The organism is Burkholderia sp. SIMBA_051 (genome assembly GCF_046534915.1).
In the GTDB taxonomy this organism is placed as follows: domain Bacteria; phylum Pseudomonadota; class Gammaproteobacteria; order Burkholderiales; family Burkholderiaceae; genus Burkholderia; species Burkholderia ambifaria.
On record NZ_JAWRXS010000006.1, the window covers coordinates 283512 to 298328 of the forward strand.

Genomic DNA, 14817 nt, shown 5'->3' on the forward strand with positions numbered 1-14817 from the left:
CACGCGCGATCGGCATGGGTCGTCGCGATCGAATGTGCTCAATACTCGGACAGCGGGATCCAGCGATTGTCGTCTTGCACGTCGATGGCCGCCGTTGGGACCGGCGTCATGATCAGCAGTTCGGTCGGGCGTACCGACTGTCTTCACCACGATATGCGTATTGCATGATGTGCCTCCGGTTCGATATCGATCGGTCTGGATGTGTCCGCGATGGGAGTGGACACGAGCACGATATTGGCGTCGAACGCGGGGAGAAATGGAGCGAAGGGATGTGGGGTGTTACGGGGAGGGCGGCACGGGATGAATGGCCCGGCTACGGTAGCGCACGCCAATAGCGGACCTCTTCGATCGGCACGCCGTCGATCTCGAACGTCTTGATGTCGCGCTCGGCGACGAAGCCCTCGCGTTCGTAAAACGCCTTCGCGCGACGATTTTCGACCAGCACCCACAGCGACACCCATTCATGGCCGGCGTCATGCAGCGATCGGCATGCGTGAGCGATCAGCGCGGCGCCGATTCCCTGTCCGCAATGCGTGGGATGCAGGTAGATCGCTTCGATCTCGCCCCAGGTCGCGTCCTTGTCGGCGTCGCGTGTCGGGCCATAGGCGATCCAGCCCGATGGCGTGTCTTGCGTGAAGGCGAGTGCGACACGCGGCCGCCCCGCATCGAGCGCATTGCGCCAGGCGGCGGTGCGCTGTTCGACCGACAGCGCGGCGAGGAACGGCGCGGGCATGATGCCCGGGTAGGTCGCTTGCCACGATGCGACGTGGATGTCGGCGATGATCGGCGCGTCGGCGGACGTGGCGGCGCGGATATCGATCGTCGTATTCGGTGCCATGCGCACTCCGCAACGAATATGGCGCGAAAGCGGGTGCCGCGCCGCGAAGCGATTCGCGGCACGACACCCGTGCAGCGCTTACTCCCCGAGCTTCGCCGTCACGCACCCGGTGCTCGAGCATTCGCGCTCGCGTTCGCGCAGGAACGACAGGCGCGATTGCGTCGCGTCGATCGCGCACTGGAGGTTCACGAGGTAGCCGTCGTCGCGCGTTTCGCTGCAGCGGTCGTCGCGCTGCTTCATCCACGCGAGCTGGCTCGTCTTCAGCTTCGCCTGCTGGTCGCCGCTCAGGTGCTTGCGCACACGGCCGTACTGATCGTTCAGTTCGCGGTCGAGCTGCGAGAACTCGTTGCTGCTGCAGTACACCTGATCAAACGCGCTGCGCGGTTTCCCGCACCCGGCCGCCTGCGCGGCAAACGGAACGGCAAGCGCGAGCAGCGCAAAGGATGCAAGCAGATTCTTTTTCTTCATGGTGGGGCTCCTCTGGGTGAAAACCGTTGAAATCGACCGGCGCCAGCCTCTACCTGGCCGCCGTACACGCATCGATCCCGCCCGCGATCGCGGTGGCGAGACGCTGGATCGTCTCGCGCTGCGCGAGACGCTTTTCCTCGTCGGGATTGACGATCACGCCGGCCTCGACCAGCACGGCCGGAATCGGCGCGGTGCGCAGCACGACGAGATCGTCGAAGCGATGGATGCCGAGTTGCGGATCGATCAGCGGGCGGTTCTCGCCCTTGATCGGCTGCGCGTGATACAGCGACGGCCGTTCGCCGGCCGCGATCATCCGCTCGGCGATCGACTTCGCGCAACGCAGGCTTTCCGCATAGTGCGGATTGCGCTCCGACACGAACACGGCGAAGCCGCGGAATTCGCGTTGCCGCCCCGCGTCGATGAACTGCTGCTGCATCGAATCGTGATGGATCGATACGAACAGGTTCGCGTCGGGCGCCTGCGTCGAACGCTGGTCGAGCGTGATCTCGCGGCCGTCGGCCGACGTACGCAGCACGCGGTCGCCGTGCGTGGCGAGCTTCTCGGCGACGGCGGTGGACAGATCGAGGTTGTACCGGTATTCGACGCGGCCGCTCGCGCCGGTTGCACCCGGGCGAGCCGGCGTATGGCCGGTATCGACGACGATGTAGCGGCCGGACGCGGGCTGCGCGTCCGGGCTGGCGGCATCGGCCGCGTGCAGCGCCGGCGGCAAGGCCAGCAGCGGGGCGCACGCGAGCAGGCGCGCGGCGGCGCGAGCGAACGGGCGAAGGCGTCGAACGGTTCGGTGTGTCATTGTTGTTGTCGAGGAGGGGATGCGGCGCGGCGAATGGCCCGGCACCGTCGGCCTGCTCAATGCAGTCGGAATGTCGCGCGATTATAGCGGTTGCCGGCGGCGCCGCAATGACGGAATGAGCGCCGCCGCGTGCGCCGGCAGCCGGCGCTCAGGCGAGCACGCGCCGGGCCGCGAGCACGCCCCAGTACGACGCTTCCTCGAACAGCGACAGCCCGGACAGGTCCGCATGCGCGAACACGACGGGGCCGTCGGCCTCGCGCAGCGCGAGCAATCCCGGCCGGCTCAGGAAGCCGACATCGGGTGTCGCCATTGCATGACCGCGCACGGTGATCTCGAGCGCGCTCGCATGCTTCCACAGCTCGCGTCCGTACACGGCCTGCAGGTCGATCGCCGCCTGCTCGCGCAGCGCGTCGGGCTGCGCTTGCGCGAGCCAGCGGCGCGTGTCGTCCGGCGTGCGCGTGCTCAGCGCTTGATACGCGGAGAACACCGAGCGCGTCGGCGGCGACATCCGGATCAACTGGTGCGTCGACACGACATAGCCGAGCCCCGCGCCGTCGTAGACGACGTTGTCCCACGCGAGCGGCACGCCGGCTTCCTCGGCCGGCATCCCGTCGAGCAGGAAGTTCGACACGAGCCACGGCGCGCGCGGCGGCAGGTCGCGCGCGGGATCGAAGCCGTACGCTTGGAGCTGCGGAAACACGCGCGCCGCGACGAACAGCGGCATCGCGCTGACGACGCGCCGCGCCTTCAGCGCGAACGTCGACAGCGTACCGTCGTCGGCGACGCGTGCGCACAGCACGTCGACGCCGCCCGCGCGTTCGGTCGCGCGAACGGCGAAGCCGTCCCGCGACCAGGCGTTCGAATTGGTACGTGCGGTGATCGAATCGCTCAGCTTCGTCACCATCGTATGCAGCCCGTCGGGCCAGGTCAGCACCGCGCCGTCGCTCGCATTGCGCGCATGGCCGCCGCGTGCCGAGAAATAGTGGAGCCCGGCCCACGCCGACACATGCTCGTAGCCCGCGCCATAGTCGTCGCGGCAGCAGTAGTTCAGGTACCAGTGCAGCGCATTCGCGGTGTAACCCTCGTCGAGCAGCCACTGCTTGAACGAACGCCGGTCGAGCGCACGCCAGCGCGCGTCGCGTGACGATTCCGCGATCGGGATGCAGAACACCTTGCGGCCGTCCGCGCCGCGCGCGGTGCGCAGGCCGTCCGTGTACGCGAAAAAGCGCGTTTGCTGTGCGAGGGCATCGGCGTCGAGGCCGGTCGCCGGCACGATGCCGTCCTGCCACTCGCCGCGGATGAACAGCCGTTCGTCGGGCGCGTGCACGAGCACACGTTCGTCGTACACGGGTTGCGCGGAGAACGGCGCCGACTCGATCACACCGAGATCGGCGAGCATGTCGCGCAGATGCACGGATTCGAGCGACGGCAGCGGCAGGTAGTGCGCGCCTTTCGGATAGCCGAGCTCGCCGAAGCGGCCGCCGGCCGCATTGCCGCCGAATTCAGGGCCCGCGAGCACGACGAAGCGCGTGTGACCGGCGCGCGCGAGCTGCCACGCGCACGACAGGCCGGCCGCGCCGGCGCCGAGGATCGCGACGTCGGTCTCGATCGTGCCGGACGGCGGCGGCAGCGCCGCGTGGTCGCGCAGCGCATGGCCTTCGCGCATGCCGGGGTAGCCGACGCGCGGCGTCGTCTCGATCCAGCCGGTGCGACCGCACGCGGCGAGCGACGCGGCGGCGGACGCGACGAGGAAGGTGCGGCGATCCATCAGCGCAGCACGTGCTTCCAGTCGTCGTCGAAGCGGCGCACGAGCGGCTGGTCGTTGAGTTCGTTCGGCGACATCGGCCGCGCCGGCATGTCGGCCGGGAAGTGGAACATCTCGACGGCCGTCTGCGCGTCGAGCCAGCGCGTCGGCACCGAATAGTGCGTCGGCACGGTGAAGTCGCGGCGCTTGCCGGCGATCACGAAACCCCAGTCGCCGAACGACGGCACGTAGCAGTGGTACGGCCACGTGTTGAGCCCGGCTTCGTGCAGCGTCGCGACGATCGTCCAGTACGCGTGCGGCGCGAAATACGGCGACGTCGACTGGATCACCGTATAGCCGTTCTCCGACAGGTGGCGCGCGAGCAGCCGGAACACCGGCACCGAATACAGCCGGCCGAGCCCGAAGTTGGTCGGGTCGGGGAAGTCGACGACGATCGCGTCGTACACGTCGGCGCTCGCTTCGAGCCAGCGCACCGCGTCGGCGTTGATCACCTGCACGCGCGGGTCCTTCAGCGCGCCCTGGTTCAGCTTCACGAGCGGCACGGAGGTGGAGAACAGCTTCGTCATCGCCGGATCGAGATCGACGAGCGTGATCTGTTCGAGGTTGCGGTGCTTGAGCAGTTCGCGCACCGCGAGGCCGTCGCCGCCGCCGAGCACGAGCACGCGCTTCGCCCACGGCAGCGCTTCGATCGTCGGATGGATCAGCGCCTCGTGATAGCGATGCTCGTCGCGCGACGAGAACTGCAGGTTGCCGTTCAGGTACAGCCGCATGTCGTCGTGCCACTGCGTGAGCACGATGCGCTGATACGGTGTGGTTTCCGAATAGACCGTCTCGTCGCCGTACACGCCGTGTTCGGCCCAGTGGGTGATGCGGTCCGACAGCGCGAAGCCGGCGACGAGCAGCCCGATCACGAGCGACGCGCGCATCAGCTTGCCGCGCACGTTGCGGATCTCGTCGCGGAACAGGTGCGTGGTCCACAGCGCGACGAACGCGTTGAGCAAGCCGAACAGGAAGCTCGTGCGCAACAGGCCGAGACGCGGCGCAAGCACGAGCGGGAAGATCAGCGACACGGCGAGCGAGCCGAGATAGTCGAAGGTCAGCACCTCGCTGACGGTATGGCGGAACGCCTGGCGGCGCTGCTGGAACGCACGCATCACGAGCGGGATCTCCATCCCGATCAGCAGGCCGAGCGCGAGCACGAGCGCGTAGAGCGCCGCGCGAAACGGCGCGGCCAGCCAGCCGAACACCGCGAACAGCAGCGCGGCCGACACGCCGCCGAGCAGGCCCACGAGCAGCTCGATGTCGACGAAGCGGTCGAGCACGTCGTCGTCCTCGACGAACTTCGCGAGCCACGAGCCGATCCCCATCGCGAACAGGTAGCAGCCGATCACCGACGAGAACTGCAGGATCGAATCGCCGAGCAGGTAGCTCGCCAGCGCGCTGCTGATCAATTCGTAGCCGAGCCCGCACGACGCGAGCACGAGGATCGACAGGACGAGCGCGCGCTTATGCAGCATGGCGCGTCCGTTGTGCAGTGTTCGTCAATGTGGATATACTGGCGCGGCTATCCGTGGGGCGGCCGGGCGCGGGGCGGCGCTCCATGGGCCGACCGGAGAGGGGGCGGCGAAGCGAGCACAAAATCCGAGGAAAAGAATGAATAGTGCCTATCTTTATGCGGTCCATTTACTGTCGGCGTTCGTGCTGCTTTTTGTGTTCGCGGCAGTGTACCTGAAGGTCACCCCGTTCGACGAACTGGCACTGATCCGCGACGGCAACCCGGCCGCGACGCTGTCGTTCGGCGGCGCGCTGATTGGTTTCTGCCTGACGCTCGCCTCCAGCATCGCGCACAATTCGACGCTCGGCGAAGTCGTGCTGTGGGCCATCGGCGCGATGGCCGTGCAGCTCGTCACCTACGCGGTGCTGACCCGCCTGATTTCCGGTATGAACCATGCGATCGAAGATCGCAACGTCGCGATGGGCGGCCTGATGGGCACCGCATCGCTCGTCGTCGGCATCATCAATGCCGCCTGCCTGACCTGACGCGCCACGCGTTCGAGGAGACCGACATGAGTCTGGGTTCGTTTATCCGCAAGCAGTTCATCGACGTCCTGCAATGGACGGAAGACACCGACGGCGTGCTGGCCTGGCGCTACCCGATGGAGGACCAGGAGATCCAGTACGGCGGCCAGCTGACCGTGCGCGAAACGCAGGTCGCGATCTTCGTGAACGAAGGCAAGGTCGCCGACGTGTTCCAGCCCGGGCTGTACAAGCTGGAAACGCGCACGCTGCCGGTGCTCACGTACCTGAAGAACTGGGACAAGTTCTTTCAATCGCCTTTCAAGTCGGACGTCTACTTCTTCAGCACCCGGCTGCAGCTCGGCCGGCGCTGGGGCACCGCGCAGCCGGTGACGATCCGCGATCGTGAATTCGGCTTCGTGCAACTGCGCGCGTTCGGCATCTACTCGTACCGCATCGTCGATGCGGCCGCGTTCCACCGCGAGGTGAGCGGCACGCGCGCGCAGTACACGGTCGACGATCTCGAACAACAGCTGCGCAACCTGGTCGTCACCGCGATGAGCACGACGTTCGGCTCGGCCGACGTGCCGTTCGTCGACATGGCCGCGAACCAGACGCTGCTGTCGCAACGCGTCGCCGAGGCGCTGGTGCCGGTGTTCACGCGCTACGGCCTCGCGCTCGATGCGTTCGCGGTCGAAAGCGTGTCGCTGCCGGCCGAGCTGCAGAAGGCGCTCGACCTGCGGATCGGCGCGGGGATGGCCGGCGATCTCGCCCGCGCGACGCAATACCAGACCGCGCAGGCGATCCCGCTGGCCGCGCAGAACCCGGGCGGCATCGCGGGCGTCGGCGCGGGGCTCGCGGCCGGCGCGGTGATCGGCCAGGCGATGGCCGGCCAGATCGCCGGCGCCGCGCACGCGGCGCAAGCGGCGCCGCCCGCGCCCGCCGCGGCACCGGTTGCGGCTGCGCAGCCGGCCGCACCGGCCGCACCGGCCGAAGGGACCGACTACGTGCAGCGTCTCGAGCAGTTGAAGGCCCTGCTCGACAAGGGTCTCGTGACCGAAGAAGACTATTCGCGCGCGAAGGCGGAAATCCTCGCGAAGCTCACCCGGTAAGCGTCACGCATGTTCAGTACTTCGTGCCCCCAGTGCGGCGCGCCGGTCGAGTTTCGCTCGGCGGCGGCGGTGATGGCCGTCTGCGCGTTCTGTCGCAGCACGCTGTTCAAGCGCGGCGCCGACGTCGAACGCATCGGCGAGCTCGCCACGGTGCTCGACGACGCGTCGCCGATCCAGATCGGCACGGCCGGCCGCTACGGCAAGCGCGCGTTCACCGTGCTCGGCCGCATCCAGATGACCTACGACGCCGGCACGTGGAGCGAGTGGTACATCGTGTTCGACGACGGCGCGTTCGGCTGGTTGTCGGATGCGTCGGGCCAGTACGCGATCACGGTGCGCGAGCCCGACGATGCGTCCGGCGGCGCGTGGCCGGCGTTCGGCACGCTCGAACCCGGCATGCGGATCGATCACGGTGGCCGCGCGTATCTCGTGTCCGACGTGCGCACCGCACGCTGCACGGGCGGCGACGGCGAGTTGCCGTTCCGTGTCGATGCGGGCTGGGAGGCGCGCGTCGTCGACCTGCGCACCGGCAACGCGTTCGCGACCTACGACTATTCCGACGCCGATGCGAATGGCGGGCGCCCCGCCGTCTATACGGGCGAGGCACTGGCGTTCGACGCGCTCGCGTTCACCGGGCTGCGCGATATCGAAACCGATACGCGCGAGAAGCGCGGCGCGGCGATGGTGCCGTTCGCGTGCCCGAGCTGCGGCGCGCCGCTGTCGTATGCGCCGAACCTCGCCGACTACGTCGTGTGCGGCAGCTGCCACGCGGGCGTGCAATGCACGGCCGAGCAGCAGACCGTCTTCGCCGCGCAGCGCACGCTCGATGCGGTGAAGGGCGCGCTGGAGCTCGGTGCGACCGGCATGTTCGACGGCGTGAAGTACACGGTGATCGGCATGATGCGTTGCCGCGTGCCGGGCGACGACGAGACGTGGGACGAATACCTGCTGCTGAACCCGAAGCGCGGCTTCCTGTGGCTCGTGCAGAGCGAAGGGCGCTGGGAGCGCGTGCAGGTGCTCGATCACTGGCCGACGATCGGCGGCGAGTCCGACGTGACCGACGACGGCAAGACTTATCGACTGCGCGAGACGTACGACTCGGAAGTCGTGTACGTGGTCGGCGCGTTCAACTGGCGCGTACAGGTCGGCGACCGCACGTCGATCGCCGACTACGGCTGGCAGAAGGACAAGCTCACGCGCGAGCGCAGCGCCGCCGAGATCGTGTGGTCGCGCGCGCGCCCGCTGTCGGCCAGCGCGCTGGCCGAACGCTTCGCCACGCCGGCGCTCAAGACGACGGCCGTTGTGCCCGCAACGGGTTCGGCCGGGAAGTCGACGGGCTTGTTCGATGAAAAGTACCCGCACAGCTTCGCGCCGCTGCCGTTCGTGTTCAGCGCGTTGCTCGTGATCTTCAACATCGGCTCGCTGTTCTCGTTCAGCGGCCGCTCCGTCTTCGTGCTGGTCGGCCTGCTCGTGCTGTGGCTGCCCGAATGGCTGTGGAAAGGCTTCGCATCGGATGGGGGCAACAGCTGATGCGTCACATCCTCTATGGACTCTACGGGCTGATCGTCGTCACGTTGTTCAGCTGCACGTCGCTGGGCGGCGTGAGTTCGGTCGGCAGCGGGTGGGGCAGCTCGTCGGCGCGCAGCGGCTACTCGTCGTACGGGTCGCACAAATGACGGCGCGCGAGTGCATCGCCCCGCCGCGCGCGACGCTCGGGTCGCACGTGCTGGCCGATCTCGCCGGCATCGACGCGGCACTGCTGCGCGATGCGGCGCGGCTCGAAGCGATTCTCGCCGACGCCGCGCAGCGGGCCGGCGCGCGCGTGATCGGCGCGCATTTCCATCATTTCGGCGGCGAGCACGGCGTGACGGGTGTCGTGCTGCTCGCGGAGTCGCACATCACGATTCATACGTGGCCCGAGCACGGCTTCGCGGCCGTCGACGCATTCATGTGCGGCGCGGCGCGCGCGGCCGATGCAGTCGACGCGATTGCCGCCGCGCTCGGCACGCACGCGCAGGTCCGGCAGCAGGTCGCGCGCGGCGTCGCGTGAGCGGCGCTCAGCGCGGCAGTGCTTCGGCCTCGGCCCAGCGCTTGAACGAGTCGAGACGCCGGCGCGTGTGCACGAGATAGAACGCGCCGATCAGCGGTTCGAGCAGCCAGCGCAGCCATGCCGGCTGCGCGCGGAAGTGGTACGTGAACTTCACTTCGGTCGTGCCCGGCGTGCGCTCGGTGAAGTTCCAGCTGCCGCTGAAGCGTTCGAGCACCTTCGGCCCGTCGATCATTTCGACGGCCGCGACCTGCGGCGGACGGTACGAGATGTAGCGCGACACCATCGTCGCACCCGACTGGCTGCGGCAGAACGCGTCGACGCCGACGTCGGCCGTCATCCCGTCGGGCAGATAGGCGTCGGTGAGGAAGCTGTCCCACACGAGCCGCCGCGCGTAGTCCTGCGACCACGTGAATAGGCGCCTGCGATCGACGCCGACGATCCGACTCACTGAAATTCTCATGATGGATGGCGGGTGCGCCGGCGCGGATTAGGATGAAATCGAGTGTAACGCGCCAAAACCGCGCGTTTCGTCAGACTTCGTCAAGTCGAGTGCGTGCTCGATTGACCTTCTCCGGGAATTCCCCTACGATCGATTCCATGCCTTCGGGAAAGACCCGAAGCGTTTCAATCTCTTGAGGGAGCCTCATGAGTACGCAACAGAACCGGCGCTTCGACGCGCTCGTTTTCATTGGTCGTTTCCAGCCTCCGCATCGTGGTCACCTGAACGTGCTGAAGTCGGCACTGAGCCGGGCCGAGCGCGTGTGCGTGCTGATCGGCTCGACCGACAAGCCCCGCACCATCAAGGATCCGTTCTCGTTCGACGAGCGCCGCCAGATGCTGGCTTCGCTGCTCGATGCGTCCGAACGCGAGCGCGTGACGATCGCGCCCGTGCAGGATTCGACCTACAACGACGGCGACTGGGTGCGCTGGGTGCAGGATGCGGTGGCCGACGCACTCGGCAGCATCGCGCAGCGCAAGGTCGGGCTGATCGGCCACGAGAAGGACGCCACGTCGTATTACCTGCGGATGTTCCCGCAATGGGAGCTCGTCGACGTCGATGCGACCGAAGACATTTCCGCCACCGAAATCCGCGACCAGTATTTCGCCGAACGCACCAACAGCTTCGTGCAATGGGCCGTGCCGGAACCCGTGTTCGGCTGGCTCGAGCGTTTTCGCACGCAGCCGGAATTCGCGCAGCTGAAGGCCGAGGCCGAGTTCATCGCAGCGTATCGCAAGGCATGGGCGGCCGCACCGTATCCGGTCACGTTCGTGACGGTCGACGCGGTGGTCGTGCACTCGGGCCATATCCTGCTCGTGCGCCGGCGCAGCGAACCGGGCCGCGGCCTGTGGGCGCTGCCGGGCGGCTTCGTTGAGCAGGACGAACGGCTCGACGCGGCGTGCATCCGCGAACTGCGCGAGGAGACCGGCCTGAAGCTGCCGGAGCCCGTGCTGCGCGGCTCGATCAAGGATCGCCAGGTGTTCGATCATCCCACGCGCTCGCTGCGCGGCCGCACGATCACGCACGCGTGCCTGTTCAACTTCCCGACCGGCGAGCTGCCGCGCGTGAAGGGCAGCGACGACGCCGACAAGGCGCGCTGGGTGCCGCTCAACGAATTCGCGCAGATGCGCAACGTGATGTTCGAGGATCACTTCGAGATCGCGTATCACTTCCTGGGGAAGCTGTGATCCGCTGATTCCCCGGATACCGGTCCGCTGCGACAGACGCGGCGGCACTTCAACGGCCTAGAGGAGCTCTAGCCATGCAAAACGATCCCGGCGGCTTTGCCGCGGTTCTCGCCAATCCGATCCTCAACACGGATTCGTACAAGGCTTCCCACTTCCTGCAATATCCGCCCGACGCGCAGGCGATGTTCTCGTACGTCGAGTCGCGCGGCGGCCGCTACGACCGCACGCTGTTCTTCGGCCTGCAGATGCTGCTGAAGGAATATCTGTGCCGGCCCGTCACGCACGCGATGATCGACGACGCGCGCGACTTCTTCGCGGTGCACGGCGAGCCGTTCAACGAGGACGGCTGGCGTCATGTCGTCGACCACTACGACGGCTACCTGCCCGTGAGGATTCGCGCGGTGCCCGAGGGTTCGATCGTTCCGGTGCACAACGTGCTGATGACCGTCGAATGCGACGACCCGAAGGTGTTCTGGCTCGCGTCGTATCTCGAGACGATGCTGCTGCGCGTGTGGTACCCGGTGACGGTCGCGACGCGCAGCTGGCACCTGCGGCAGACGATCCGCCACTTTCTCGAGAAGACCGACGACGATCTCGCGCAGTTGCCGTTCAAGCTGCACGACTTCGGCGCGCGCGGCGTATCGAGCGCGGAATCGGCCGCGATCGGCGGCGCCGCGCACCTCGTGAGCTTCATGGGTTCGGACACGGTGCTCGGCGTGCTGGCCGCGAATCGCTTCTATCGCGAGCCGATGGCCGCGTACTCGGTGCCGGCGGCCGAGCACAGCACGATCACGTCGTGGGGGCGTGAGCACGAAGCCGATGCGTACCGCAACATGATCAGCCGCTTCGGTCTGCCCGGCGCGATCGTGTCGGTCGTGTCGGACTCCTACGATCTGTTCGCCGCCCTTGAAATGTGGGGCGGTCCGCTGCGCCAGGCGGTGATCGATTCGGGCGCGACGCTCGTCGTGCGTCCCGATTCGGGCGACCCGGTGACGATCGTGCTGCAGACCGTGCGTGCGCTCGACGCATCGTTCGGCTCGACCGTGAACGGCAAGGGGCGGCGCGTGCTGAACCGCGTGCGCGTGATTCAGGGCGACGGCGTCGACGAGCTGTCGATCGGCGCGATCCTCGCCGCGCTCGACGACGCGGGCTATGCGGCCGGCAACGTCGTGTTCGGGATGGGCGGCGCGCTGCTGCAGCAGGTGAATCGCGATACGCAGCGTTTCGCGATGAAGTGCTCGGCGATCCGGCGCGACGGCATCTGGCACGACGTCCGCAAGGATCCGGTCACCGACCAGGGCAAGCGCTCGAAGAAGGGGCGGCTTACGTTGCTGCGCAATCGGCGCACGGGCGAGTACCGGACGGTCGCGCTGCCGGTCGCGTGGGACGATCGTGCGCTGGAAGGCGAGTGGGACGACGCGCTCGAAACGGTGTTCGACACGGGGCGGATGCTGGTCGATACGACGTTCGCCGAGGTGCGGGCGAGGGCGCACGCGGCGGAGCGATGAGAGCGGCGGCGGGGCGGCCATTCGCCCCGCCGCGTTCGGCGTTCATCGTTGGTCGGCCAGCGTGCGGCCGCTGCGTTGCGCCGCCCGCGCCGCGTCCATCGCCCGCGCCAGCGCATCGAATACGGCCGGCCCCTTGCAGCGCGACACGTTGAAGCGCATGAACGACGTCGCGCTGTGCGACGCGCTGAACACATCGCCTGGCGCGAGCACGACATCGTGATCGAGCGCATGACGCGCGACCCGCGCCGCATCGAGCCCGTCCGGCAGCTCCGCCCACAGGAACAGGCCGCCGCGCGGCTCCGTCCAGATCCCGAGCCCGGCGCGCGCGAGCCGCCGGATCGTTTCGCCCATCGCATCGGCCAGTTGCGCACGCAAGCTGTCGAGATGGCGCCGATACGTGCCGTCGACCAGCAGCCGGTGCACGACGTTCGCGCCGATCTGCGCGTTGCCGAACGACGTCGCGAGTTTCAGGTCGACGAGCGCGTCGATCCACTCCGGGCGTGCGGCGACATAGCCGCAGCGGATCGCGGCCGACAGCGTCTTCGAGAAGCTGCCGATCGACACGACGCGCGACAGCCCGTCGAACGCCGCGAGGCGCGGCGCGGGCGTGCTTTCGAAATCCGCGAAGATGTCGTCCTCGACGATCAGCAGGCCATGCTCGGCCGCCAGCGTCAGCAGCCGGTGCGCGACCGGCGGCGCGAGCGTCGCGCCGGTCGGGTTGTGCAGCGCCGAGTTGGTGATGTACAGGCGCGGCCGGTGCTCGGCGAGCACCTGTTCGAAGCGCGCGAGATCGGGGCCGTTCGGTGTGTACGGCACGCTGACGATCCGCGCGCGATGCGCGCGCAGCAGCGCCTGGAAGTTGAAGTAGCACGGGTCGTCGAGCACGACGGTGTCGCCCGGCTCCAGCAGCAGCCGGCACACGAGATCGAGCGCATGCGTGCCGCCGTCGGTCAGCATGATCTGCGTGGGCTCCGCCTGCACGCCGTGCTGCGCGAGCCGCCACGCGAGCTGCTGGCGCAACGCGGGCAGCCCGAGCGGCGTCGCGTAGTCGGTCAGCGCGTCGGGTTCGTCGCGCGATACCGCGCGCAGCGCGCGGCGCAGGCTCTCGTCCGGCAGCCACGACGACGGCAGCCAGCCGCAGCCGGGCTTCACGGAGTTCGGCGCGGCCTCGAGCGACTGGCGCGACAGCCACAGCGGATCGAGTTCGCGGTCGAGCCGCGGGCCGAGCTCGGCGAGCGCGAGCGGCGGCGCGTGGCCCGACACGTAGAAGCCGGAGCCGCGCCGCGCGACCAGCACGCCTTCGCTCGCGAGCCGCTCATACGCATCGACGACGGTCGATTTCGACACGCGCAGCCCATCGGCCATCATCCGGATCGACGGCACGCGCGCGCCGGGCATCAGCGCGCGGCTCGCGATCCGCGCGCGCAGCGTGTCCATCACGGTTTCCACGCGCGTGCGCGATGGCGCGGGCGGGGCAGGGCTTTGCACGGAACGGCTCATGGCGGGAAGGAACTGTACGGTGGGTTGTCCAGTACAGTTTGTCGGAATTGTATTGGGCTGTAGCTTACGCGCTTTTCGCCCACGGCGGATCATTGGTCATTCACCCATTTTTCGACCAGGATTTCCCGTGCAAAAGACGACCGACGGATGGCTCAGCGGCCTGCTGGGCGTGATCATCTTCAGTGGCTCGCTGCCGGCGACGCGCATCGCGGTGCAGGGGCTCGACCCGCTGTTCCTCACGTTCGCGCGCGCGACGATCGCCGGCGTGCTCGGCCTGACGCTGCTCGTCGCGCTGAAGCAGAAGCGGCCGACGCGCGCCGAGACCGTGTCGCTCGTCATCGTCGCGCTCGGGGTCGTGGTCGGTTTTCCGTTGCTGACCGCGCTCGCGCTTAAGCATGTGACGTCCGCGCATGCGATCGTGTTCGTCGGGCTGCTGCCGCTCGCGACCGCGCTGTTCGGCGTCTGGCGCGGCGGCGAACGGCCGCGGCTGCCGTTCTGGATCTTCTCGCTGGTCGGCAGCGGCGCGGTGGCCGCGTTCGCGCTGCGCAACGGCGGCAGCGCGTCGGTGGTGGGCGATGCGCTGATGCTGGCCGCGATCGTCGCGTGCGGGCTCGGCTATGCGGAAGGCGCGCGCCTGTCGCGCCAGCTCGGCGGCTGGCAGGTGATCTCGTGGGCGCTCGTGCTGTCGCTGCCGGTGATGCTGCCGCTCACGTGGTTCACGTGGCCCGCGACGTTCGACGGCGTCGACGCCGCCGCGCTGTGGGGGCTCGCGTACGTGTCGCTGTTCAGCATGCTGATCGGCTTCGTGTTCTGGTATCGCGGCCTCGCGCTCGGCGGGATCGCGGGCGTCGGCCAGCTGCAACTGCTGCAGCCGTTCTTCGGTTTCCTGCTCGCGGCCGGGCTGCTGCATGAGACGGTGCCGCCGTCGATGCTCGTCGTGACGGTCGTGGTGGTCGCCTGCGTGGCGGGTGCGAAATATTTCTCGAAGATGGCGCCCGTGCAGCGCGCGGGCTGACGCGCATGCGCGCGACGACGTGACGGGTGCCGCCCGTTCGCCGTCGCG

At 68.2% G+C, this 14817-nt stretch carries 15 protein-coding genes; 8 read left to right on the forward strand and 7 right to left on the reverse strand.

Annotated features, from left to right (window positions below; all coding sequences use genetic code 11):
- Nucleotides 1–313 precede the first annotated feature (313 nt).
- The 5 genes from SB771_RS16895 to SB771_RS16915 form a co-directional block, all read right to left on the reverse strand.
- A complete protein-coding gene (locus SB771_RS16895) occupies nt 314–838 on the reverse strand; it encodes a GNAT family N-acetyltransferase (protein ID WP_175658916.1) in 525 nt (174 codons plus the stop codon).
- Nucleotides 839–916: 78 nt separating this feature from the next.
- Nucleotides 917–1306 (reverse strand): lysozyme inhibitor LprI family protein, encoded by a 390-nt coding sequence (locus tag SB771_RS16900; RefSeq protein ID WP_105830375.1) that lies wholly within the window; start codon nt 1304–1306, stop codon nt 917–919.
- A 49-nt stretch (nt 1307–1355) separates the two neighbouring features.
- Nucleotides 1356–2117: an N-acetylmuramoyl-L-alanine amidase gene (locus SB771_RS16905; RefSeq protein WP_175654446.1), complete on the reverse strand. Its 762-nt coding sequence runs from the start codon at nt 2115–2117 to the stop codon at nt 1356–1358.
- Between the two features lie 148 nt (nt 2118–2265).
- The gene (locus tag SB771_RS16910; protein ID WP_175658917.1) at nt 2266–3885 is read right to left on the reverse strand and encodes an NAD(P)/FAD-dependent oxidoreductase; all 1620 of its coding nucleotides are present in this window, start codon (nt 3883–3885) and stop codon (nt 2266–2268) included.
- Nucleotides 3885–5399, reverse strand: a complete 1515-nt coding sequence (locus SB771_RS16915) for a polyamine aminopropyltransferase (protein ID WP_175658918.1) — start codon at nt 5397–5399, stop codon at nt 3885–3887. The genes SB771_RS16910 and SB771_RS16915 overlap by 1 nt, the downstream gene beginning before the upstream one ends.
- 136 nt (nt 5400–5535) lie before the next feature.
- On the opposite strand from SB771_RS16915, the gene SB771_RS16920 reads away from it, so the two are divergent.
- The 5 genes from SB771_RS16920 to speD are packed head-to-tail and all read left to right on the forward strand — an operon-like array spanning nt 5536 to nt 9060.
- The gene (locus SB771_RS16920; protein ID WP_011659258.1) at nt 5536–5922 is read left to right on the forward strand and encodes a DUF350 domain-containing protein; all 387 of its coding nucleotides are present in this window, start codon (nt 5536–5538) and stop codon (nt 5920–5922) included.
- Nucleotides 5923–5948: 26 nt separating this feature from the next.
- The gene (locus SB771_RS16925) at nt 5949–7010 is read left to right on the forward strand and encodes an SPFH domain-containing protein (RefSeq protein ID WP_175658919.1); all 1062 of its coding nucleotides are present in this window, start codon (nt 5949–5951) and stop codon (nt 7008–7010) included.
- Nucleotides 7011–7019: 9 nt separating this feature from the next.
- A complete protein-coding gene (locus SB771_RS16930) occupies nt 7020–8540 on the forward strand; it encodes a DUF4178 domain-containing protein (protein ID WP_410721808.1) in 1521 nt (506 codons plus the stop codon).
- Nucleotides 8540–8686 (forward strand): hypothetical protein, encoded by a 147-nt coding sequence (locus SB771_RS16935; protein WP_164714756.1) that lies wholly within the window; start codon nt 8540–8542, stop codon nt 8684–8686. Before SB771_RS16930 ends, SB771_RS16935 begins: the two co-directional genes overlap by 1 nt.
- Entirely contained in the window at nt 8683–9060 is a 378-nt protein-coding gene (gene speD, locus SB771_RS16940; protein ID WP_012366536.1) for an adenosylmethionine decarboxylase, read from the forward strand. Before SB771_RS16935 ends, speD begins: the two co-directional genes overlap by 4 nt.
- A 7-nt stretch (nt 9061–9067) precedes the next feature.
- Here the strand turns inward: speD and SB771_RS16945 are convergent, their stop codons facing one another.
- Complete coding sequence (locus SB771_RS16945; RefSeq protein ID WP_012366535.1) at nt 9068–9520, reverse strand: type II toxin-antitoxin system RatA family toxin; 453 nt, start codon at nt 9518–9520, stop codon at nt 9068–9070.
- Nucleotides 9521–9705: 185 nt separating this feature from the next.
- Between SB771_RS16945 and SB771_RS16950 the strand changes: the two genes are divergently transcribed.
- Together SB771_RS16950 and SB771_RS16955 are read left to right on the forward strand one after the other, a co-directional pair.
- Nucleotides 9706–10746 (forward strand): bifunctional nicotinamide-nucleotide adenylyltransferase/Nudix hydroxylase, encoded by a 1041-nt coding sequence (locus SB771_RS16950; RefSeq protein WP_105786809.1) that lies wholly within the window; start codon nt 9706–9708, stop codon nt 10744–10746.
- A gap of 74 nt (nt 10747–10820) precedes the next feature.
- Nucleotides 10821–12254, forward strand: a complete 1434-nt coding sequence (locus SB771_RS16955; protein ID WP_175658921.1) for a nicotinate phosphoribosyltransferase — start codon at nt 10821–10823, stop codon at nt 12252–12254.
- 42 nt (nt 12255–12296) lie between these two features.
- Here the strand turns inward: SB771_RS16955 and SB771_RS16960 are convergent, their stop codons facing one another.
- A complete protein-coding gene (locus SB771_RS16960) occupies nt 12297–13754 on the reverse strand; it encodes a PLP-dependent aminotransferase family protein (protein ID WP_175658922.1) in 1458 nt (485 codons plus the stop codon).
- Nucleotides 13755–13881: 127 nt separating this feature from the next.
- On the opposite strand from SB771_RS16960, the gene SB771_RS16965 reads away from it, so the two are divergent.
- Entirely contained in the window at nt 13882–14769 is an 888-nt protein-coding gene (locus tag SB771_RS16965) for a DMT family transporter (protein ID WP_175658923.1), read from the forward strand.
- Nucleotides 14770–14817: the final 48 nt, after the last annotated feature.